Origin of the sequence: Aequorivita viscosa, from assembly GCF_900106795.1 — a bacterium.
In the GTDB taxonomy this organism is placed as follows: Bacteria; Bacteroidota; Bacteroidia; order Flavobacteriales; family Flavobacteriaceae; genus Aequorivita; species Aequorivita viscosa.
The window spans coordinates 53,883-78,035 of the sequence record NZ_FNNS01000014.1 but is presented as its reverse complement, the minus strand read 5'-3'; the positions used below and the strand labels follow the sequence as shown (position 1 = coordinate 78,035).

Below are 24,153 nucleotides of genomic sequence, written 5' to 3'. Positions count from 1 at the left end.
AAACATAATTATTTATAAAGTTTGCTGCTCTTTGTTTCCCTTGAAGACAACTGTTCTATACGGAAATGGAATTTCTATACCTTCTTTGTCAAAACGTTTTTTAATACTTTCCAATAAGTCGCATCGCATACTAAACGAATCAGAATAATTATGAGCCCAAGCCCACGCACGTATGGTTACCGAGGATTCATTAAGCGAAGTAAGCGCAACTCTAACCTTTGGCTTTCCGTCAAGGATTTCTGTAGCGGTTCGATTGTCTAGGAGCAACGGATGATTTTCACATTCCTCTCGCATAATTTTTTTTGCAAGATCTATGTCACTATCATAAGAAATCCCAATCTCAATACGTTCACAAATTTTTAAATCGTCTAAATCGTAATTAATTAATTTCTCCTTATTTATCATCGCATTGGGGATAACGATCATTTTATTCTCAAAGTTCCTCAGTACTGTATGCCTAAGCGTTATATCGACAACAGTTCCAACCATAGAATCAGATAGTTTTATTATATCCCCAATTTTAAAGGGTTTAAAAGAAATAATAAACACACCTCCCACTAAATTCGCCAAAGCTTCTTGCGATGCAACCCCAGCTATGAGCGCTATAACACCTGCACCTCCTAACGCAGTTTGCGCAACTCCTTTAAATGCTGGAATTGCCAAAAGAATAAATAACAGTCCTACTAGATAAACGGCAAAAACTGCCACGTACCGCATGAACTTTAAAACCGTTGGATCTTCGTTTAATAAAGCTTTTTGTTCGGCCCTAACTCGAAACCAAATATTAACCGAGGAAGCCAATAAAATAGTAACAATTGAAACAACACCGATATAAAGAATGAGGCGGAAATTATTTTGAAGCTCTCCATAAAACTCATTAAAAAACAAAGACAGTATTATCATCGTTGCTAAAACGAGCCAAATAGAATTGATAATTCGCTTAACAAGTTTAAGTGAAGTAGGCCGTAAGCCACGAAATTTTTTCTGATCTTCTTTTAAAATCCATTTATAGGCAACGTTTGTTAAAAACCATAATAGTACGACTCCACAAATTACCAAGAAAGCATAAAGCAACTCAGATTTATATGTTTCAAAAAATTCAATCATGATGTATAATTAGGTTCCAAAAATCAAGTATTACCGTTAAACTCAATCACCCTATTTCCTATATTTAACGTACTATTTTTTTTACAGAACACCTAGTGTCCAAATTATTCTGGCGCACTAAAACTATCAAGTAAAAAGGACGTACAAAGATAAATAGCAATTGTACAAGGCAGCTACTTTAAATGAATAATTTACTTAGTTAAAACATATTACGATGTATTCTAATAAAAATAATGTAAGAGACTCATTTTTGATTATTTTCCAATTGAAAATTATATATATTTATCGTTCAATTTAACCTTCTAAACCAAAACATTAATGTTTATAAAACGAATACTCTTACTTACTGCATTAATAATTGGAAATTCGGTATTTGGACAATTTGAAAATTCTTTAGCTTTTGAAAAATCGGACACCGTCTTATTTAATTTTCAAAGACCATCTTTATTAGCGAACAAAAACGGATTTGCTACCAATGAATACACTGAACAATTTATATCACTAAAGCAAAAAGACACCACTGATTTTACTACGCCAGATAAAAAGTCCTTTTTTGAAACCGATGCGGCACAAATTGGTTTTGTTCCTTTAGTTTTTTTTGGAGCCAGTGCTGCTACTTGGGGAAGCAGAAAGGAAATAAGGGAATTACGCAACAGGTATATCCCCACTTTTGAGAATAAGTACGATGATTACATACAATACGCACCAGCGGCAGCGGTCTACACTTTAAAACTAGCTGGAGTTAAGGGAAGAAATAATATAGGCAGAACTACTATTTCATACGCTACAAGCGCAGCAATTATGGCGATTTTAGTAAATTCAATTAAACACACTGCAAAAGTAGAACGTCCTGACAACAGCACAAACAATTCGTTTCCTTCAGGACACACCTCCAATGCTTTTATGAATGCCGCTTTTTTAGACAAGGAATATGGTTTTGTAAATCCAGCTTACAGTATCGCCGGGTATTCCGCAGGCACCTTTACGGCATTGGGAAGAAACCTTAACAATCGCCATTGGATTTCTGATGTTTTGGCCGGAATGGGAATAGGAATACTCTCGACGGAATTAGGATATTTTATAGTGGACAGGTTTTATAAAAACGACGGAGATCACGAACATGTGCCGTATAAAAAAGATCCGCTTTCAAAACCATCGTTTTTAAGCCTTAAGGTTGGCTCGGCAAATTCTATAAGCAATTTGGTCGACAATTTTGGAATTGGTGTAAAATCTAAAGCCGGACTTGAAATAGGTTTGGAAGGAGCATATTATTTTTCTCACAATTGGGGAATTGGAGCTGAATTCTCGGTTGCTAGTTTCCCTATTTCTACTGAAGATATTTTTCAATATGACGACGATCTCGGATCATTCAACGCCTCTATAGTTACTCAGTCTATGGGCGTAATGAATGTAATGCTTGGACCCAATTACACCGCTTTTCTTAGCGACCACTGGCTTTTACAAGCAAAACTAAATGCCGGTGTAGCCATTGGTGCTTCCGGAAAAGTATCCTTGGCATTAACCGAGGTAGATGAAGACGATAATGTGGTAGAAAACGAATTGGAGCTTTTGTCTTACAAACCAAAAAACGCTTTTAAAACCACAGCAGGTATCGCTATAACAAGGATGGTTACCAAACGAATTGGATTAAGCGGCTACTTTGATTACACCTATTCCAAACCTGATTTTATATACACTGAAATTATGTATGACGATTCCGACCCAGATGATCCAAACCCATCTTCGAGTATCGAAACCAATGATTTTAGTTATTGGGCTATTGGAGCAAAGGTGATTGCGTTTTTTTAATGCCTTTCTAGGTAGGTGAAAAACAATCTAGATTCATTATTTTTTAATTGTTAGATTCGAGCTATCGCGGTTTTTAACTTTGTCAAAGTTAGGATTGCTCAAAAGTTAGAATATTTGGATTCACCTTAATCCGCAACCTCAGTTTTTTCTAGTTTCATACCCTTAGCATCCTCTGAAATTGTAACTATAAACCCATATCCAGTGGTTTTATAATTATAAACAATCTTCTGAAGTTGGTTTGCATTTCTAGAAATTTGTAATTCACTTATAAAATCGTTTTTCTTTTTGTTTCCGTCTTGTTGTGTCTCATTATTTGAACCTTTTGGATTGGGAAAAGCAAACGCTTTCGGAATGTTAAAAAGTTGCTGTGCCATAAAAAACGCTTCGTGCCATTTGTCTGTTGGCAAAATTAGAGTTTCGGTTTTTGTAGGTTTACTTGCCGTGCCGCCATTGGTTTCAGAATATTCCACGCTGGGAAAATCCTTTTTTAATTCTTCTGAATAATTCTTTGCAACAGCAGTTTCTCCAGGAGGAAAAAATTTCGACATAAAACCATTAAAGGCAAATCCTTTTTGATTATTGTACTCAACTTCGTCCATTGCGCCATCAATTCCACCCACATTCATAGTGGTTTTTCCTTCGGCATTAATAATTTTAACCTTCGTTCCAAGCGGCATTACAACCAACTTTTCACTTTGCAAATTTGGATATTCGCGCAAGGTTAATCCGCTAACAGCCGTAACGTACATATATTCCTGAACTGTTTGTTGCGGAATGGTATCGGCAGCGACAGTTTGGTTTTCTTCGTTGTTTTTGACTTCATTTTTGCAGGAAAAAAGAATAGTGAAACCTGCAAGGGCAATAATGGAGATAGCTACGGTCTTCATAATTTGGAGTTTTAAATTAGTTTAAAGATAAGTAGCTTTTTTACATAATTAAAATTCAAGTTTGAGTTGTACGTCAATTGATTCTTTTAGAACCTCCTTTTTCTTTGAAATTTCATTATTTAGGTTCGAAATAGAAATTCCCAATAACCGTACCGACTCCTTCATTTTTTCCTGATATAACAATTCTTTAACGACCTCCAAAATCAATTCCTTTGAAGCGATAAAAAGTGGGACAGTTTTGCTACGGGTTTGAATACTAAAGTCGCTATACCGAATTTTTAAGGTTACGGTTTTTCCTGCCAGCTTTCGTTTGAGCAAGCGATCCTCTACTTCCATTGCGATTTCTTCTAAACGCTGCATCATAAAAATTTCAGAAGAAATATTCTCCGAGAAAGTGTGTTCGGCGGCCAATGATTTCTGTATACGCGAAGGTTTTACTTTACTATTGTGGATTCCACGCACCACATTGTAATAATGGATTCCACTTTTTCCGAAGTTCTCAGTTAAAAATTCCAAAGTCTGACTTTTTAAATCCTTACCCGTGTAAATTCCTAAACGATACATTTTCTCCTTTGTAACTTTTCCTACACCAAAGAATTTTTTAACATCTAGCGTTTCTAAAAAGGGAATAACTTCTTCTGGTGAAAGGGTTTTCTGTCCGTTCGGCTTATTGATGTCACTCGCAATTTTCGCTACAAACTTATTGATCGAAATTCCGGCAGAAGCGTTCAATCCAGTTTTATCTTTAATTTTCTTCCGAATTTCCGCTGCGATCATAGTGGCGCTGGGATTTCCTTTTTTGTTTTCGGTAACATCCAGATAGGCTTCATCAAGCGAAAGGGGCTCAACCAAATCTGTGTATTCAAAAAATATCTTTCGTATTTCATTTGAAATCTCACGATAACGGTCAAAACGTGGCGGCACAAAAATTAAATCTGGGCAATTCCGTTTGGCTGCCACACCACTCATTGCGCTTCGAACTCCAAATTTTCTTGCTTCGTAACTTGCAGCAGCCACCACACCACGCTTTTCACTACCTCCTACGGCTAAAGGCTTTCCAACCAATTCGGGGTTATCCAATTGTTCCACAGACGCGTAAAATGCGTCCATGTCTATATGGATTATTTTTCGGATTTGGTGCGCTTCCAACATGTTGTAAAAATACTATCTTGGAGACTCTCAAACCCTAAAGGTTTCAAAAACCTTTTAGGTTAAACCCTTCCTTAGATGTTTTCCCAACTTCCAGTACAATTTTCAAAACCTTGTAGGTATCTTTATACTATGAAAACAGCAATTATTTTAGGCGCAACAGGCTTAACTGGAAGTATTTTATTATACAGATTAATCGAAGATGATTCTTTTGATAAAATCAAACTCTTTTCTCGCAGTTCGGCAGGAAAAAACAGTCCCAAAGTCGAAGAACATTTAATCGATTTATTCCAGTTGGAAAAACACTCCAAGGACTTTACAGCCGATGTGGTATTCTGTTGTATCGGAACAACAAAAGCCAAAACTCCCGATGATGAAACCTACAGAAAGATTGACTACGGCATTCCAGTTTCAGCGGCAAAACTCGCTAAAGAAAATGGCATAAAATCGTTTATCGTTATCTCAGCCTTGGACGCTAATGAAAACAGCCGCATTTTCTACAATAGAACCAAAGGCGAAATGGAGCGCGATGTATTAAAACAGCGTATTGAAAAAACATACATTCTTCAACCCGCATTAATAGATGGTGACCGAAACGAATCTAGATTTGGCGAAAAAATAGCCGGCATAGTTATGAAAGCTTTCGGGTTTTTAATTCCGAAAAAATATAAAGTGATAAAAGCCGAAATCATTGCTCAAGCGATGTTAATTTTGGCGAAAGAAGGATATTCTGAAAAATGTATTACTTCAGATAAAATAAAAGAAATTGCCGCATAAAACCTACAAAGTTTTTATAGCCTTGCAGGGTAAACAACTTTCAAAATGCAAGAAATAGAACGTAAATTTTTAGTGACTTCTGAAGATTTCAAGAATGAAGCTTTTAAACAGGCTCGTATTGTACAAGGATTTTTGAATTCGAATCCCGAACGCATTGTCCGAATTCGCATCCACGGCGAACAAGGCTTTATTACGGTTAAAGGTAAGCCGAATGCCACTGGTGTTTCTCGGTTTGAATGGGAGCGACAAATCTCACTGGCAGAAGCTGAAGAACTACTAAAACTCTGTGAACCTGGAACGATAGACAAAAACCGTTTTGAAGTTAGAAACGGAGATCATATATTTGAAATTGATGAGTTTTTGGGTGAAAATGAAGGCTTGATTGTAGCCGAAATTGAACTAAAATCGGAAGATGAAGCTTTTTTAAAACCTACTTGGTTGGGAAGGGAAGTTACGGGTGAAGTGAAATATTATAATTCAAATTTGAGTAAGAATCCGTTTCAAAAATGGCAATGAAAAAGTAGCAATTGGCAGTTGCAGTTGGCAATATTACTGTGATAGAAGCTGAATCATTTTTTGAATTGTTTCTTTGTCTGATGTAGCAATAATTCCTTCCTCAAAAAACGCATCGCTGTGCATTGCAACTTTTGGCTTTTGCGAAAGCACTTGCTTTTTGATAGTTGCGGACATATGAATACTACTAAAACCGGCTTTCTTAAACTTTAAAACATTTTCAATATTCACTCCACTTCCAGGCATAATTTCTATTTTACCTTTTGAATAACCTTTAAGATTCTTTAATAGAGAAATCCCTTGAACCGCAGTTGATTTTTGACCTGAGGAAAGCAATCTGTTTACTTTTAAATCCATCAACTTTTGGAGTTCTTGTAACGGATATTCAACCCAATCAAACGCTCGGTGAAAGGTGAACTCCATTCCTTCGGAAGCATTTACTAGTCGTTTTATTCTTTCAAAATCGATTTCATTCTCATTATTTAAAATTCCGCTTACAATTCCAGCACAGCCTATTTTTTTCAAAAGGCAAGATCTTTCAACATTACATCAATTTCTTCTTCAGAATAAGTAAAATTGCCACTCCTCGGACGAATTAATACGTGAACAGGAATATCTAAATCGTCGATTACTTTTTCTATTAATCCGTGAGAGGGAGTTAAGCCACCAACAGAAAGTTCTGTACACAATTCAATGCGGTGCGCACCTGCATCTTGAGCTGCTTTGGCACTTGCAAAACTATTGGCGCAAATTTCAATATTCATTTAATGAACCATTTAGGTGAAGTGCATCTAAACTAGTTCAATTTCAGTGAAGAACAATAAAATATGGACCAAAAAATAACTGCCCCAGCAAAAAATCGCCAGGGCAGCTAACCAAACAACTAATCAACCAAATGAACAAATTTTTATCTCCATCCGCCACCAAGGGCTTCGTATAAATCTACTATAGCTTGTAAGCGGTTGTTTTTTGCAGCAACTAAATCTAGACTGGAGTTTAGCGCGCGCTCTTGTGATGTTAACACTTCTAAATAGGTAGCTAAACCATTGTCCAATAATTCTTCTGAATAGTCCGTCGCCAAATTATAAGCGTCGTTTTCGCTTTCTTTAACTGTTATTTTTTCTGTTGCAGCTTCTATTGAATACATGGCATCGGAAACTTCTTTTCCAGCAATGAGCAAAGCATATTTAAAGTTTAATAAAGCTTGTTCTTGTCTTGCTTGTGAAACCTCGTATTGAGTTTTTATTTTTCTACTATTAAAAATAGGTTGCGTTAAACCGCCCATAACACTCGCAAAAAGTGAATTCACATTAAAAAGTTTATCGAGTTCTAAACTTTGTAATCCGCCACTAGCATTTAGCGTTAATGAAGGGTAAAAGCTACTACGTGCAACATTGGTAAGTTCAAAAGCATTTATTAAACTATACTCTGCGGCAATTACATCGGGCCTGTTGCTCAACAATTGCGTTGGAATACCAGTTTCTAAAGGAATATCGATACTTTGAGCATCTAGCGTTCCTCTTTTAATTTGCTGCAGTGCGCTCCCTAATAAAATCGACAATGTGTTTTCAACAAGGCGAGATTGTTTTTTTAAATCGATTAAAATAGCCTTTGCTGTATACAATTGCGCTTCAGTTTGTTTTACTCCTGCTTCATTTCCAATACCCGCATCCTTTAACGCTATGGTTGTTTCTAAACCTTCGGTACGAGTTCTAATGGTTTCTTCGGTTACGCGAATTTGTTCGTCGATTCCTAAAAGCTGAAAATAGGTAGCTGCAATATTGGCAACTAATCTACTTTTTACGGCCTGATGCGCTGCAACGCTTTGCAAATAAGTAGCATCGGAAGCACGTTTTGTACTTCTAATTTTGCCCCAAATATCGGCTTCCCACGAAAGGCCTCCAGCGACTTCAAATTGGTTTGCAGATGAAGCTTGTCCTGCAAACTGTCCGTTATCTGAAAATTGTTGGTGTGCCGCACTTGCATTTAGGTTTAGGGTTGGAAAATATCCCGCTTTTCCTTGTTTCACATACGCTTCGGCAATAGCTATTTGTTGTAAGGCTATGCGAATATCCATATTGTTATTTAACCCTTCTTCAATGTAATCTTGAAGAATAGGATCTGTAAAAATTTCTTTCCAAGAGACCGTTGCCATAGATAAACTGTCTTGTGGCAATTGGTCTGTTCGAAATCTTTCTGATTCAACAACAACTTGTGGTCTACTGTAATCCTTCGCAACAAAACAGGATTGAAGCGTAAGAAATACAAGAGATACTAAACTAATTTTTATAAATTTCATATCCTGAATTCTTTAGTTTTCCTCCTTCACTTCTACTTCAAAAGTGTCTGGGGTTTTATTCATTTTATCTTGCAACCATTGGAAGAAGATATACAGAATAGGGATTACAAAAACCCCGAAAATAGTTCCAATCAATAATCCACCAACAGCACCTGTTCCGATAGCTTTGTTACCACGAGCTCCAATTCCAGTTGCGAATACCAATGGCAATAATCCAATGATAAAGGCAAATGATGTCATCAAAATAGGTCGTAGTCTCGATTTAGCTCCTTCAAAAGCGGCATCCATCCTGGAGAATCCATGTCTTCGTCGTTGTAAAGCAAATTCTACAATTAGAATTGCATTTTTAGCCAGAAGCCCGACGAGCATGATAAGTGCAATTTGGAAGAAAACGTTGTTCTCTAAGCCCGCAAACTTTGTAACCATATAGGCGCCAAATACTCCAATAGGTACGGAAAGTATCACTGAAAATGGAATTAAATAACTTTCATATTGCGCAGCTAGAATGAAGTAAACAAACAATAACACTAAAACGAAAATAAAAGTTGTTTGGTTACCTGCAGAAATCTCTTCACGCGTAAGTCCAGAGAAAGCTACTGTATATTCTTGCGGCAATGCGGTTTCACTTACTTCTTGAACTGCTCTAATAGCATCTCCCGAAGAATATCCTGGTGCTGCAGCCCCGTTAACACTTGCCGAGTTAAACAAGTTAAAACGAGTAACCGATTGTGGCCCATACACCCTTTTAAGGCTTATAAACTCAGTAATTGGTGCCATTTCATTTTGTGCATTTCGAACAAACATCTGATTTAAGCTACCAACAGAAGCTCTATCTTCTGGTAAGGATTGTACAAAAACACGATATTGTTTTCCGTATTTAGAGAAATCGGCTGTATAGATACTTCCTATATACCCTTGTAACGTTGTAAGGAGCGAGCTAATAGTTATACCAGCTTCTTTAGTTTTGGCTACATCAATATCAATTTCGTATTGTGGATATTCTGTATTGAACGAAGATCGAGCATACATAATTTCTGGACGTTTAGACAATTCGCCCAAGTAGCTTTGCGTCACTTCACTCAAATCGTTAAAACTACCTCCAGCTCTATCCAATACTTTCATTTCAAAACCAGATGAAGCACCAAATCCGGGTACACTTGGAGGCTGAAAAAAGAGGATTTTAGCATCTGGAATAGTGGCAGCAATTCCGAAGAGCTGACCAATTAGCGCTTCAACAGATTTACTTTCATCTTTTCTATCGTCCCAATTGTCTAGTTTAATAAAGCTAATTCCGAAGTTACTTCCAGAACCATTAATAATACTGAAGCCATTTACTAGTGAAAAATCACTAACACCAGGTAGGTTTTTAATTTTTTCACCAAGTTCTGTAGATACCGCAACGGTTCTATCTAACGACGCTCCAGGTGGTAATTCGATATCGGCGAAAATCAACCCTCTATCTTCATCGGGAACAAACCCTGTTGGAGTGGTATTTGAAGCCCAAACAATTCCTACAATACAAGCTACTAAAAACACAACACTCATCCATTTGTGTCTGTAAAGAAAGCCTAATGAGCGTACATATTTTTTAGTAGTTACATCAAATGCCGTGTTGAACTTACTGAAAAACCTTCCCATTAAACTCTTCTTCTTAACTTCCTCATCGTGCGATTTTAGGAAAATAGCACATAAAGCGGGACTTAGTGTAAGTGCGTTAACAGCTGAAATTACAATTGCGACTATTAATGTTACCCCGAACTGTTCGTAAAAAACCCCTGTTGGCCCTGTAATAAAGGTTACAGGAATAAATACTGCAGCCATTACAAGTGTAATAGAAATAATAGCGCCTGAAATCTCGTCCATTGCAGAGTGAGTTGCTTTTAATGCGGTTTTGGCGCCTTCTTCAAGTTTGGCGTGAACCGCTTCGACCACAACAATGGCATCATCTACCACAATTCCAATGGCTAGAACAAGTGCAAATAGCGTTAGAAGGTTTATAGAATACCCAAATAGATTAAGGAAAAAGAAAGTTCCAACAATTGAAACAGGAACCGCAATTGCAGGAATTAAAGTAGATCTAAAATCTTGTAGAAATATAAATACTACAATAAATACCAATATAAAGGCTTCAATAAGGGTATGAACCACTTTACTGATAGAAGCTTCAAGAAATTCGTTTGAATCGAAATTCACGATATAAGTTATTCCTTGCGGGAAGTCTTTCTTTAATTCTCCAAAAGTTTTGTGCACCGTTCGGATAATTTCCTGAGCGTTTGACCCTGATGTTTGGTAAATAGCCATACTTACTCCAGGATTTCCGTTTGTAAATGAAATGGAACCATAGTTTTGCGCATCCAATTCTACATCTGCTACATCTTTAAGCGTTAAGAATTTTCCATTTCCTAAGCTTTTAATAACGATATCTTCGTATTGTGATGCATCTTTAAATCGACCACTATACGTTAGTACATATTCAAAAGATTCAGCATTGTTTTGTCCCAAAGACCCGGCTGCGGCTTCTCTACTTTGTTCTCTAATTGCAGCAGTAATATCTGCAGGTTCGAGCTTATAAGCAGCAAGTTTTTCAGGTTTTAACCATATACGCATTGCGTAGTCCTTACCTCCAAAAACGTTAACACCTCCAACGCCGTCAATCCTTTTTAATTCGGGAAGAACGTTTATGTTCAAATAATTCTGAATGTATGTTCCGTCGTAGTCTTCATTTTCTGAATACATAGTTAAGAACATCAATGCACTAGTTTGTTGCTTTTGAGTAATTACTCCCGATTGTGTAACCTCTGAAGGCAACAATGCACTAGCCCGTGCAACACGGTTTTGAACGTTTACAGCAGCAATATCTGGGTCTACGGTTTGGTCAAAAAACACGGTAATACTCGCACTACCGTTGTTACTGGCTGTAGAAGTAATATAAGTCATTCCCTCTACTCCATTAATTTGCTCTTCAATAGGTACAATTACACTTTCAAGAACTGTAGCGGCATTTGCACCTGGATAATTGGCAGAAACCTGAACTGTTGGTGGCGCAATTTCGGGATATTGTGTAGTGGGCAGTGTTGCAATTCCAAGCACTCCCAGTATTAATATGATGATGGAAACAACGCTCGATAATACGGGTCGTTCGATGAACTTTTTGATCATAATTTCTTCTTATTTGAATACTTTTTGTAATCCTTTTGCAATGCTGTCGAATTCTGTTGGTTGCGCAATAATAGGAGACTGATCTCTTAACTTCCCTACTCCTTTTGCAACAATTTTATCGCCCGGAGCAATTCCGTCTTTTACTATTATTATATTATCAACACGATCAAGAATATTTATAGAACTTGATGTAGCCAAAGTATCTCCTTGCACCTTATAAACATACGTAAGACCCTGTCTTTCAAAAGTTGACATTGCTGGAACAACAGTAGCATCAGTATATAATTTCGGGATTTGAATTGTCCCGCTATAACCACTTGAAAGTATATGTCCTGGATTATCAAAAATCGCTCTAAATGAAACTGTTCCTGTAGATGGATTCACTTGCGAATTAATTGTTTCAATTGTCCCCTCTTGCTCAAAAAGACTTCCATTGGCTAGGACCAAACGAACTTTAGGCATGTTTTTAATTTTCTCATCCATAGTTTCACCTTTGGCGTTACTTATAAAATCGAGAAAGTCTTTCTCATTTAGCGAAAAGAAAGCGTAAATTTTGTCTATATCGGCAACGGTAGTGAGCGGTAATGGTGAAGTAGGACTTATCAATGTTCCTTCTCTAAAGTTAATTGCACCTACAAATCCGTCAACAGGACTTTTAATTGTTGCATACCCAATATTTGCGGCAATAGCGTTATAACTACTTTGTGCTTGCGCTAGTTTAGCCTTTGCGGTTTCTAATTGAACACTGCTAATAATATTCTTTTCAACTAGTGGTTTTAATTTGTTAACCTCAACCTGAGCGGCATTTACATTTGCTTGAGCAGCCGCCGCATCCTGACTCAAAGTTTGCGTCTCTAATCTAAATAAGGTTTGTCCTTTTTTAACTTTTTGACCCGCGTCTACCAATACATCAGTAATAAAACCAGAAGCCTTTGCACGAACTTCACTATTTATTATACCTTCCAAACTAGTTGGATAGGTTGTGTAGGCGGTTACTGTTTGTGAAGGTATGGTAATAACAGGAAAAGGCAATGCCTGCGGCCCTCTCTGTGCTTGACTTTTATCATCGCCACAACTTACAAATAATAGGCTAATGCACACCAAACCGGAAAGCAAATAGGTGAATTGTATTTTTTTCATATGAATATGTAATTAGTCGTTTTTATGGTTTTCAATTAGTTTCTGTCTCAGGTTTTCCATCAGGCTTGTAGCTTGATTTAAGTAACTTAGATACTCATGATGGAAGCCCAAATCAAACCTTTCATCAGAATCTTCAGGAAAGTTTTTATTGGTTTCGGCTTTGTAATTTATGATTTCTAGATGAATATCTCGTTCATCATTCCAATTATTTATCATTTCATCCATAGATTGTATCCACGCATTCGGACTTAAAATAAAGTATTTTTTACGGTCGCCAGTCTTGGTGTAATATGTAATTCTATGTGATGCTTGTAAGGTTGTAAGATGAGTGAAAATTGTGCTTTTACTAGCTTGAAGCTCAGAAACCAAGTTTTCAAAAGTCTCCCCTTTTTTTCCCTTTAGAATTAGACTAGACAGAATACGAGCAGCCAAAGGAGCCAATTGCTCCTTATGCTCTAAGTGCACACCCATTTTTTCTATTAGTTTATCCTTTTTATTCAAAGCAATGAAATTTTAAGAGTGCAAATATAGCTTTGGTTCGCAAAAAACCGAACTGAACAGGTGATAAAATTTTGTTAATTTTTAATTAGCTGAAAGTCAGATTGTTATGTTTCAAATTAACAGTGATTAATATATTTATTATTGAAACACGTATATCTACGCATTTTACCAAGAACGAAACAAGAACTTAATACCTTCGCATCAAACATTTAAAAAACACATTATGATGAAACAAACCTATTTTCTATTATTACTCTTTGCATCCCCTTTACTAACCTTTGCCCAATCGGGAGTTTTGGACTCAACGTTTGGTACTGATGGCGTGGTTACCACTGCTGTTCATTCAAATTACAATATGGCAGAATCCACAATTGTTCAGGCCGATGGAAAAATTTTAGTGGCAGGAACCGCTGGTACTCCATCATCCTATCAAATGGCTGTTGCCAGATATAATGAAGATGGAACTTTGGACACTTCTTTCGGAACGGAAGGGACATTGCGTTTTCCTGTTGGCTCTGTAAAATCATATGTTATGGATATGGCACAACAGCCTGATGGCAAAATTCTTTTGGGAGGACGTACTTGGGACAACGTTTCGGGCGATTTTGCCATAGTTCGCCTTAATGAAGATGGTAGCTTTGACAACACCTTTGGCACAAACGGTATTTTTCGCATTGAAACACCAGAAGCCGAAGCCTCTGAAGCTATGGCTCTTTTGGATGATGGAAAAATTTTAATGGTCGGTTATAGAGATGATAATTTAGCCGTGGCAAAAATCACTACTGATGGTAGTATGGACACCACTTTTGGCGTGAATGGCTGGGCGGTTCTTACTTACGACGGCGCTACTAGTTACGCAGACGATCTTGCCCTTCAAGATGATGGAAAGATTGTAATCTCTGGATTTGCGTTGAATGGTAGCGAAAATCGCTTTCATGTTGCCGCTGCAAGACTTAATGCAGATGGTTCAACAGACAATTCGTTTGGAACAGATGGCAAAGTGATTTTTAATGTAGGCGACTGGAACGACTTTGGTGAAGGTATCGCAATACAAAGCGATGGAAAAATATTGATCGGTGGGCATAAATGGATTGCCAATCTTGACCAGAGACACGATTTATTTGTTGCAAGACTGAATACCGATGGAAGCCTTGATGCTTCTTATGGAACTTCTGGAGTCGCTACAGCTCGATTGGTTGATGGTGCAAACTATGCCAACGACTTGGTATTGCAGGCAGACGACAAGCCTATTTTGATGGGTTATACTATATTTCACGGCATAATTGATATGGCTATGGTGAGATTTGACACCGATGGAAACCTAGATTCAACATTTAATGGCGACGGCATGGTGAGTTTTGATAATATGGGTCGTGAAGATTACGGGTATGCAATTGCGCTTCAGGCCGATGACAAGATTATATTGGCAGGATATTCATACGGTGGCGGTGGCTCTGAATTTGAGATTGCGCGTTTCCTAAATGAAGATACGGTGGGAACTGATGATTTCAAAAATGCTGACTTCCGTCTTTATCCAAACCCTGTTCGCGAGCAATTGACAATTGAAATGAACGATGCTTCATCTAAATACCAATTGGAAATTTATGATATGTTGGGCAAGAAAGTAATTTCTTCGGAAATTCATAAAGTAGGGCAAGTTGATGTTTCAAATTTAGCTTCAGGCACTTATTTGGTGAAGTTGAATTCGAATTCACAATCGACTACGGTTCGTTTTGTGAAACAATAAAAAGAACCTAGGACGGTAGGACTTAGGACATAAAACAGCGTAGTTTTTAGGAATGATTTTTCCTAAGAAATTGATGAGTCCTCAAGATTACAAACTATAAAAAAGAGGTTTTTCCGTTACGGGATAGCCTCTTTTTTAATAAAGCTGATTGCTGCGGAAAGGTTTGAAGGGAATTTGGCTAAAGCCGATGTCCATTTTTGTTAGTTCCACGAGCTAAAGCACTGGGTTATTTAAAGAACAACCTTGAATAACCACGGTGCTTTAGCCCGTGGGTAAAATGCTGAATGCAGATCCGGCTTTAGCCAAATTCCTTCCATATAAACACTTTGTTAAAAATCTATCTTTTTTAAATGCGCAAATTAACTAGGCGTAAGTCAAGTTAGATAAAGTTCATGATTTCGGGCGCACCCGAGTGAAGGAGTTACGCTCTATTGCCGTTTGAATTTTCATTGAATTTCCCCGAGCTAAAGCACTGGGTTATTTAAATACAATCTTGAATAACCACGGTGCTTTAGCCCGTGGGTAAAATGCTGAATGCAGATCCGGCTTTAGCCAAATTCCTTCCATATAAACACTTTGTTAAAAATCTATCTTTTTTTAATGCGCAAATTAACTAGGCGTAAGTCAAGTTAGATAAAGTTCATGATTTCGGGCGCACCCGAGTGAAGGAGTTATGTTCTATTGCCGTTTGTCTTTTTATTCAATTTGTCCAATCTCAATTCTTTCTTTTAACGTATTCCCATCACTATCCACTACCGTTAAAATATAGCTTCCAGGTTTTGGAGAAACCGCCAACTCGTGAAAGGTTTGGGTGCTGCCGATATATTGCGAATCCAAATACCAATAAACTGTAGTTTCTGGAAAACGATGAGCGATTTTAAAAATGACATCGTTTATATTTTCATCGAAATTCTTCGGAAGAAGTACCGCTTCATTCCGCTTCGGATACATAAAAGCCATCAGGTTTTCTCCTTCGCGCAAACAATCTGGAGCAAAAGAAGGAAGGGATTTATATTCTGGATGAAGCGCGGCGTAATAATATTCTATGACAGGAGGTAAGACAAACCAATTCTTTTGAACCATTTCTGAAAGCGGATAACAGGAAGAATTGACGCGATAATTTTCCGAAGCATTCAAGAAAATCGTTTGATGATACGGGCAGGCGTCTGTCCGAGTTCCATTTATAGGAATCCATTCTTTTTTTGTTTCCTCACAAAATAATCCAGCCAAATGGCCACTTTTAGCGCAGATTTCAACTTCAGCCAGTTCATCATAAGGAATTCCGAACCAACCACTTTTAGGTAAAATATTCAAAATATCAAATAATATCGGGGAAGCTGCTTGAATCCCTGTCAATCCCGGTCGCCCTTCCCCTGATGCATTTCCTGCCCATACGCCAATTGCATATTTTGGAGTAACCCCAACGGCCCAAGAATCTTTAAATCCGTGACTTGTTCCTGTTTTCCAGGCAATGGGTTGGCTACTGGTAAAGAATTCCCAGTTTTCTTCTCCATTTGGCCGATTCACTTTCTGCATTGCATCAAAGGTTTCATAAATAGCACCCGCATTCCAAACCGAAGGTTTTTGCTGAACTTTTCCAAAGGGAATGTCAGCGTGATTTTTCACATAAACAGGTTCCACAAATTCGTTTTCCCTGTATTCACTTGAAGAAGTATTGAAAAAATTAAGGGTTGAAGCCATTCCCGCATACGCTTTGGTGATATCCCACAAACTGCTTTCTCCGCCACCCAGGATCATCGCGAGCCCGTAATAATCGGCAGGTTTGTCAATCGCTTTTTGATTGGTCTTTTTCAGAATATTGTAAAATCGTTGAAATCCAAATTCGCGAAGCATCCTAACGGCTGGAATATTTAATGACCGTGACAATGCCACACTTGCGGGTACGGCGCCATTATATTTCTTGTCGAAGTTTTCTGGGGAATATCCATTCACCGAAGTTGGAATATCCACAACTAAAACATTTGGAAGGATTTCTCCCGCATCAAGCATCGACGCAAAGAGGAAAGGTTTTAAAATACTCCCGGTATTCCTGGGTTTTTCAATGATATCCACAAAATTATGATGGTCGGCGGTAGTTGGAGAATTGCCTACATAAGCCAGAATCACTCGTGTATTCACGTCCATCACCAAAACTGCGAGATTGTGTATCTGATTTTGAGCCAATATGTAATGATGCTCTTTTACAATATAATTCACTTTATTTTGAAGTGAAAAATCAATCGTTGTCTTAATCCGTTGGCCGTGGTGTTCCTTTCGAATTTTTTCGGTTAAATGAGGGGCGAATTCAGGTAACCCATGCGGTTTTCCCGGTAGATTTTCTTCCAAAGCGAGTTCGAAAGTAGTTTCATCAATGACATTCTTCTGAAAAAGTTTCAATAAAAGCGCATCTCTTTTTTGTTTTAGAATAGTTTCGTTTTTTCCTGGAAATATCAAAGAAGGCGCATTGGGAAGGACAGCTAGCGCTGCAGATTGCCCCCAGCTCAATTCACTGGTGGGAATTCCAAAATACCGCCAAGAGGCAGTTTCCAACCCTACCACATTTCCACCAAAAGGTGCGTAGGACGAATATAAATTCAAAATTGACTTTTTGCTATAGCCCGCCTCCAAACGGGTAGCTTGAAAGATTTCGATTAGTTTTTCAAAATACGTTCGACCTTTATTTTGTCGGGAAAGGCGAATAACTTGTTGGGTAATTGTACTTCCTCCACGGCGGGAATCTGTGGTGAGATTATTCCAAAGCGCTTTTGAAATTGAAACTGGATTAAACCCAGGATGCCAATAAAAATGCTCGTCCTCAAAGTAGAGCACACATTTTTCAAAGCGTTCGGGCACCGAATCCATTTGCGGAAACCGCCATTGCCCATCATCCGCAATCCGTGCACCCAGCATTTGTCCGTTGCTGCTTTCTGCAACGGTTGCGGTGGGAACATTGAATAATGGCGAAGGGAGACAGAAAAGCCAAAATAAAAATACAATCAACGCAATGCCGAGTTTTATTTTGTGGGTTTTGAGGAAGGGAATAATCTTTTTCATTTTCTGGAGTAACCACTAATGTCACGAACTTGCACGAATAAATATTGGAATAAGACCTACAAGGAGCCCCGCAGAAAAAGCGGGGAACACCTTGCAGGAATTTCGTTCAAAGATTTCCCATTTGGAAAACCTTGCAAATTTTAAAATCCTTTTTTCTGCCCTTAATTGCTCAAACTCATAACTTGAAATACTCATAACTGGACCTTCACCCACATTCCCTTATTCCGTGCATAATAATTATTATCATACATCCCTTCAACCTGGGTTCCCGGCAAATAATAAGTACCTAGATAAGATGCATTCAATTTAACCGTAAAAGTCCGCGTTTCATTTATATCCAAATCGAAGAAGAAATTTACCCTGTCATCGCGGATATCGGTATACCTAGCTTTTCCTGTCGCACCGCCGCCGAATTCCGTAAAACTGGTGTTTACAATTTCCCAACCACTTGGAAAAATTTTCGCTAACGCTACATTATTTATGCTGCTATTGGAAGTATTGGTGATGCTGACTTTTGCAATTATTTCTGTTCCCTGACGTAGATTGGAAACGTCCAAAGCTTTTCCAGTCCCATCCAAATACTGCGATTTAATAGAAAGGTTTCGCTGTTCGGCCAGTTCATCTCCTAAAGGAAGTTTACCTCTTTGTGAAAGCGTAACGTAAACTAAATTCCCTTTTTTATTGGTAACGGTAACGGAATTTCCGCCCATTACAAAGGAAAGATCGCGTTGTGCAATGGCACGATCGGTTTTGACCTCTTTGGTTTTTCCATTTTTGGTGAAGGTGAGCTCCATTTCTTTCCCTCCGCTCTTTTCAACCATTTTTGCTAGAGACATCAATGCATAAGCAGTTTCTTGGGTGCTGTACCAACGTTTTGATGATAAATCCTTGGCTAGTGATAATGCTAAATCTCGCTGTTTGGAATCCCCTAAAAGCACCATAGTTTCCAAGGCCATTGCTTTATTTCTAAAAGGGGAGCCGTAAGTGTAATAGTCATATTTCTGTGGAACGAAATTGATATTTGCCGTTTGTGCAATCTGTTCCGCAACGTTTTTCTTGCCCGCCAAGGCGTAAGCCGCTGCCAATCTCCATTTGGCATCATTGCTGAGTTCCTTGCTCTCGCGAAGTCGGTTCATCGCGGCCAGTTCTGGTTTTCCGGCCAAGGCTAAAGTGTAAAGCCTATAAGCCTGTACCAAACTAGAATTGTAAACCGCATAAGAATTTCGCCATTGTCGCGCCGTGTTTTGCTGATAAAGCAACCAATTGCTCATAAAACTAATTGGCAAAGCATATCCTTTTTGTTGGGCCTCCAGCATAAAATGACCCGCGTAATTGGTCGTCCATTCATCCGCTTCTCGTTCGCCTGGCCAATAAGCAAGTCCGCCATTGGTGGTTTGGAATCTTCCCATTCTTTCGATTGCCGCTTTTACGTTTTTCTCCATTTGCTGCTTTTTGTCGAAGGTGATATCAAAAACATCTGCCAAATACAACTGTGGAAAAGCTGCCGAAGTGGTCTGCTCCAAACAGCCATAGGGATAATGGATCAAGAATTCCATCCGTCTGCTAAAATCCATTGGAGGTAAAGTGGAAAACTCTAATGTAGCGGAATTGCTGCCCGGCACACCGAAAGTTTCAAAATCGATGGTTTGGGAAGAGTTGGCTTCTAGAGTATAATTTGTGGATTTCTGCGAAATCGGGTTGGGGTTTTCTACGTCGATTTCAACTTTATAAGAAGCACTTTCACCATTTCCGGAAGCCAAAACCTCAATTGTTTGAAATTCCTGGGTTGGTAAAACTTGGAATTCGAAATTAACAATCTGTTCTCCTGGAGAACTAAACGAAACAGTTTTTGAAGTTCCATTTATAGGTTTTAGGGCATCTCCTGTTTTTACAGTGATGGAAACATTTTTCACTTTATTTTCCATTGCGAAAACAGTGACAGGAAGGGTAACAGTTTCGCCTGGAGATAATTTCCGCGGAAGCGAAGCCAACACCATCAATGGTTTGCGAACGGGTGTTGTTTTTTCTGCATTGCCATAAGCGCCTTTTGAGTTATCGCCCGCAATGACCATTGTTCGTACAGAACCTACATAATTAGGCATCATTATTTGATGGGTTGTCGTTTTCCCAGCCGCGAGTTCAAACGGACCGAGATATTTCACCACAGGTTTAAATCGGTCAGCCTTTCGGTTTTTAGCCCCCAAAGCTTCATCGCCACCCCCGATTGCGTAAATATTATCCACACTGCCGGAATAGGCGCCAATTACATAATCAAACATATCAAAGGTCTTAACCCCGAGTGCCTCGCGACTGTAAAAAGCTTCGTGAATATCGGGGGTTTTAAAGCGGGTTAAATCCAACAAACCATCATCCACCACTGCAATGGTGTAGGTCATTGGCTTTTTATTCTCCTCTGAAACTTTTACGGTGAAATTTTCCTCGGGTTTTAATACTTCAGGCATCGTAATCTTTGGATGAAGAATGGTGGAAGGATCTTCTACCGAGAGGGGAATCACCCCGTAAAGCCGCATCGGCAAATCATTTTTGGTTTGGCTGTGGGGTTGGAGTAAGGAAATGTTCACATAAATATTCGGTGCCATTTCCTTGTTGATTTTAATGGTAGCCTGAGTTTCACCTTTTTTGGTTTCAATCCACTGCGTTTCCAAAACTTCGGTACCGTTTTCAACACTCACCAAAGCTCTGCCTTCACTTCCGGAAGGGAACGTAATGGAAGCTTTTTCGCCTACTGTATATTTTTCCTTATCTGATGAAAACACCAGCATTTTAGCACTTTCAGCATCGCCATCGCTCGGACGTTGCCACCAGTTTTTATAGAAATAAGCAACTCTTCCTGTGGCGTGTCCGGATTGTTTGTCGATTACCCTTATTAAATATCTGCCTCCTTCCTCATCGGGAATATTTACGTTGAACTTTCCTTTTCCGCTGCCATCGGTTTTTACAGTAAAACCTTGAACGGGACGGTGCACAGTGGAATTTTCATAACTCGATAGATTATCGGCGCCGCGATTCCACCACCAGCGCCATTCAATCTGAAAAATCTTTACTTCCAGTTCGCGATTGCCTGCTGGATTTCCTTGCGCATCAACGGTTACAACATCAAAAGAAGTGTTTTCATCTGTATAGTACGACCCGTATTCACGAGCTTCAGGCGATTTCAATCCTACGAAATAGGAAAATGGCGCCAATTCCTTGGTGAAAACGTCTATGGAAAAATCGCCGCCGCCCTCATATACCTTCGTCAAGAAAGTGGCTTTTAGCATTCCCGGTGTGTTCTTACCTACTTCCAGATTCTTACTAAAAGCGACACTTCCTTCAGAAGAAAGTTTGGTGTCCAAAACAGGAATTTCCACTTCATCAAATGTTCTTATTGGATCTGTAAAATTGAATTTAGGATATTTCGGAAATGAAGAATTACTGGCCCGAAGTGTAGCAGTCATATCAATATTAAGATCTCTCGCTGGCGAACCGTGAAGCCACAATGCACTTGCCGTTCCCTTAACTGGCTTGGTAGCATCGAGGATTTCATCCTCAAAATCGAGTTTGATTTTTAATCGGTTGGGTTTTATTGTAGCCACTTTTAAGGTATGGCTAAATTGGGCACCACCAACAGTTATGGTTGCGTTCCAATTTCCCGTGGGGGCCGATTCGTCGGTTTTTATTGGGAAATAGTAGAAGTTGTCCGAAACCCCTCCGCCTTCGGCACCTCCCCTTGAAGAAGGAGAGGAACTTTTGGTTGTATTATTTAAAACCGTACGTTGAACAAGTTTTCCTCGTGCATCCGTTACTGAGAGTGTTACGGGATGATTTTTTGGAAGTGGATTGGCATTGTCGTTCAAGACAAATGTAAGGTGGATGCTGTCGCCAGGACGATAAACTCCACGTTCGGTATAAGTGAAACCCTTTAACCCTCTTTGAAGTTCTTTCCCAGAAACATCAAAATTGCTCATTGACAAAGCGTTGCCGTCTTCCAATTTCACATAAGCGAAATTATTTCCTTTTTGGGCTACGGCGAAGGCGACGTTTTTACTACTATCATAAAGTACACTTCCATCGCTGTTTGTGGTTACGGTTTCAATAAGTTGCTTTTGATAATTGAAAAGTTTGATTTTTACACCGCTTTCAGGTTTTGCGGAGATTAGATTTGTAGCAAAAAATTGGTAGGCACGGTTGTTTCCTTTCTTAACGATCAATCCCAAATCTGAACCTAGAATATTAGCGGTTACAACTCGTTCGTCATTATAATAGGCAGGATGACAGGGATTGTCTTGCTGTTCCCAATTATAAGTGTAGTTTCTCCAGCGATAAATTTCGTTGTCCCAATAACGTTGTTCACGGATTTCTTCATCTTCGGAAGAATCTACTGCGTAATAAGGATCTTCATCGTAGTATTCATCTTCGCTTCCATCAATGTTTTTTTCTTCGGAAATAGGTTCATCGCAATCATAAGTAGTATAATCCTTTTTGAAGCTGAGCTCTAATTGATAAATAGCGCCTGGATCGGATTTAAAATATTCGGAAAGATTAATGGCATAAGCCTTCCAGCTTCCATTATCTCCTAAGCCATCAGATTTTAAATCAATTGTTTTTTTGGCGATCCTTCGACCCACACGACGGATATCATAAGTGTCGTTGTCGTTCAGATTGTAACTTTGAAGAAATTGAAGTACGTTATTCTCATAAATCTTAATAACACGAACATCCACTTTGGAAAGATTAACGGCTTCAAAATAAATGGGCGTAGCAGAAGAATTTGGTAGAATCACCCCATTTGAAATCATCCGAATGGCGGGTTTTAATTGCTCAAAAGAAACTAATTCTGAAAAATCCTTTTTCAATTTATATCCTTCGGTATTTTTTATTCCATTGAAAACAGTAACTTTTACATTGCCTATAACTCGATTTGGTGGATAAACATTTAAAACATTTCCATCTACTTCATATCTTAAATTTTGTGAGTTTTCAATATTGACCAATCCTGAAAAATCCTGATTTACCATTAACGGATCAGAAAAATTGATACTTAGCAAAGCTTGAGGCGCCAACGTACTACTGACATTCAAAATTGTGAAATTATTCTGTCCTGGGATTTTAAAAGTGTTTTCTCCTCGATTTTCTGCACCGATTGCTTTGCCGTCCCACTTAATTAGAATCTCAGAATCCTCCATTTTACGGGAAATACTATCAATCTTAAAACTGAAATATTGACCATCAGCTATTTCCGCAGGCCATTTCAGTTTTAAATTCTGTCCGTTTTGGGAAGCAGAAACAAGTTGTTTTGCTTTGTCTATGGAAATAAAGTCTGAGGCTTCTACAGACGCTTCTAAATACTGCCATTCCTTGCTATACGATTGAAGCTTAACCAGGTTTACCTTAAAATTTGGCTTAATAGTTCTAAAACTGAAAGTATAGGTTTTGTATTCCTTTGAAATGTCGTCGTATAGCTTGTTCAGTTTTACCGTAACCGAATATTCAGTATCGGGTTTTAAGTTTTTGGATGGCACAAAAATTAAAGTGTTGCCGTTTTCGATTACAAGTTTACCGTCAACCTTGGGAGAGATTTGTAAATATTCGTTTACAGAAAGTTCTTGAGACATTTCAAACTGCTCTAGCGGTCGCGCCAACCCTACTTTAATATCTGTGGTTATAGATTTATTTCCGAAAGTATTATAGGAAATATACTCTTTGAATTTAAAGAGATTATCGGTTTCGGAATGTTTGTCTTTGTCTTTACAGGAAAAAATCAGAAGAACCAAAGAGAGAATTAAAAGGCGATGAAAAATTTTCATTACGGGCGAGTTTAGGAAGATTTAAAAGTAAAGGAAAAATGGATGCCTTGCAATTTGTGTTCCGAAAATTGCAAACTAAAATAAAGGTTAAGCTAAAGCCCTAGATGGCTGAGTATACTTTTATACCCCTGGCTGAAGCCGAGGGGTTATTCGTAGAATTACCTATGATTAACAATTCTGTCATCGAATAACCCCCAGCTTCAG

The 24,153-nt window shown here is 38.4% G+C and carries 15 protein-coding genes; 4 read left to right on the top strand and 11 right to left on the bottom strand.

Annotation, left to right across the window (positions count from 1 at the left end; all coding sequences use genetic code 11):
• Window positions 1-12: 12 nt before the first annotated feature.
• A complete protein-coding gene (locus BLW28_RS09595) occupies window positions 13-1,107 on the bottom strand; it encodes a mechanosensitive ion channel family protein (RefSeq protein ID WP_073218304.1) in 1,095 nt (364 codons plus the stop codon).
• Window positions 1,108-1,425: 318 nt separating this feature from the next.
• Here BLW28_RS09595 and BLW28_RS09590 point away from each other — a divergent pair, with 318 nt between their 5' ends.
• Window positions 1,426-2,916 (top strand): phosphatase PAP2 family protein, encoded by a 1,491-nt coding sequence (locus BLW28_RS09590; protein WP_083540715.1) that lies wholly within the window; start codon window positions 1,426-1,428, stop codon window positions 2,914-2,916.
• A 125-nt stretch (window positions 2,917-3,041) separates the two neighbouring features.
• On the opposite strand, the gene BLW28_RS09585 is transcribed toward BLW28_RS09590, so the two are convergent.
• Together BLW28_RS09585 and dinB are read right to left on the bottom strand one after the other, a co-directional pair.
• Entirely contained in the window at window positions 3,042-3,803 is a 762-nt protein-coding gene (locus tag BLW28_RS09585) for an SH3 domain-containing protein (RefSeq protein ID WP_073218307.1), read from the bottom strand.
• A 48-nt stretch (window positions 3,804-3,851) separates the two neighbouring features.
• The gene (gene dinB / locus BLW28_RS09580) at window positions 3,852-4,955 is read right to left on the bottom strand and encodes a DNA polymerase IV (RefSeq protein ID WP_073218310.1); all 1,104 of its coding nucleotides are present in this window, start codon (window positions 4,953-4,955) and stop codon (window positions 3,852-3,854) included.
• 75 nt (window positions 4,956-5,030) lie between these two features.
• Between dinB and BLW28_RS09575 the strand changes: the two genes are divergently transcribed.
• On the top strand, window positions 5,031-5,729 hold the full coding sequence (locus tag BLW28_RS09575; RefSeq protein WP_244885845.1) for an NAD(P)H-binding protein: 699 nt from the start codon (window positions 5,031-5,033) through the stop codon (window positions 5,727-5,729).
• Window positions 5,730-5,774: 45 nt separating this feature from the next.
• Window positions 5,775-6,245 carry a CYTH domain-containing protein gene (locus tag BLW28_RS09570; protein ID WP_073218316.1) on the top strand — a complete coding sequence of 157 codons (471 nt, stop codon included), beginning with the start codon at window positions 5,775-5,777 and terminating at the stop codon, window positions 6,243-6,245.
• 33 nt (window positions 6,246-6,278) lie between these two features.
• On the opposite strand, the gene BLW28_RS09565 is transcribed toward BLW28_RS09570, so the two are convergent.
• From BLW28_RS09565 to BLW28_RS09545, 6 genes are all read right to left on the bottom strand, one after another.
• Window positions 6,279-6,767 carry a copper homeostasis protein CutC gene (locus BLW28_RS09565; RefSeq protein ID WP_262481109.1) on the bottom strand — a complete coding sequence of 163 codons (489 nt, stop codon included), beginning with the start codon at window positions 6,765-6,767 and terminating at the stop codon, window positions 6,279-6,281.
• On the bottom strand, window positions 6,764-7,006 hold the full coding sequence (locus BLW28_RS16060) for a copper homeostasis protein CutC (RefSeq protein ID WP_262481108.1): 243 nt from the start codon (window positions 7,004-7,006) through the stop codon (window positions 6,764-6,766). Before BLW28_RS16060 ends, BLW28_RS09565 begins: the two co-directional genes overlap by 4 nt.
• Window positions 7,007-7,149: 143 nt before the next feature.
• On the bottom strand, window positions 7,150-8,541 hold the full coding sequence (locus BLW28_RS09560) for an efflux transporter outer membrane subunit (RefSeq protein WP_073218319.1): 1,392 nt from the start codon (window positions 8,539-8,541) through the stop codon (window positions 7,150-7,152).
• A gap of 12 nt (window positions 8,542-8,553) precedes the next feature.
• A complete protein-coding gene (locus tag BLW28_RS09555; RefSeq protein ID WP_073218321.1) occupies window positions 8,554-11,700 on the bottom strand; it encodes an efflux RND transporter permease subunit in 3,147 nt (1,048 codons plus the stop codon).
• 9 nt (window positions 11,701-11,709) lie between these two features.
• Complete coding sequence (locus BLW28_RS09550) at window positions 11,710-12,840, bottom strand: efflux RND transporter periplasmic adaptor subunit (protein WP_073218324.1); 1,131 nt, start codon at window positions 12,838-12,840, stop codon at window positions 11,710-11,712.
• A gap of 12 nt (window positions 12,841-12,852) precedes the next feature.
• Window positions 12,853-13,341, bottom strand: a complete 489-nt coding sequence (locus tag BLW28_RS09545) for a GbsR/MarR family transcriptional regulator (protein ID WP_234946472.1) — start codon at window positions 13,339-13,341, stop codon at window positions 12,853-12,855.
• 223 nt (window positions 13,342-13,564) lie between these two features.
• Between BLW28_RS09545 and BLW28_RS09540 the strand changes: the two genes are divergently transcribed.
• The gene (locus BLW28_RS09540; protein ID WP_073218327.1) at window positions 13,565-15,088 is read left to right on the top strand and encodes a T9SS type A sorting domain-containing protein; all 1,524 of its coding nucleotides are present in this window, start codon (window positions 13,565-13,567) and stop codon (window positions 15,086-15,088) included.
• Window positions 15,089-15,784: 696 nt separating this feature from the next.
• Here the strand turns inward: BLW28_RS09540 and pbpC are convergent.
• On the bottom strand, window positions 15,785-18,142 hold the full coding sequence (gene pbpC / locus BLW28_RS09535) for a penicillin-binding protein 1C (RefSeq protein ID WP_073218330.1): 2,358 nt from the start codon (window positions 18,140-18,142) through the stop codon (window positions 15,785-15,787).
• Between the two features lie 191 nt (window positions 18,143-18,333).
• A complete protein-coding gene (locus BLW28_RS09530; protein ID WP_073218333.1) occupies window positions 18,334-23,949 on the bottom strand; it encodes an alpha-2-macroglobulin family protein in 5,616 nt (1,871 codons plus the stop codon).
• Window positions 23,950-24,153 lie beyond the last annotated feature (204 nt).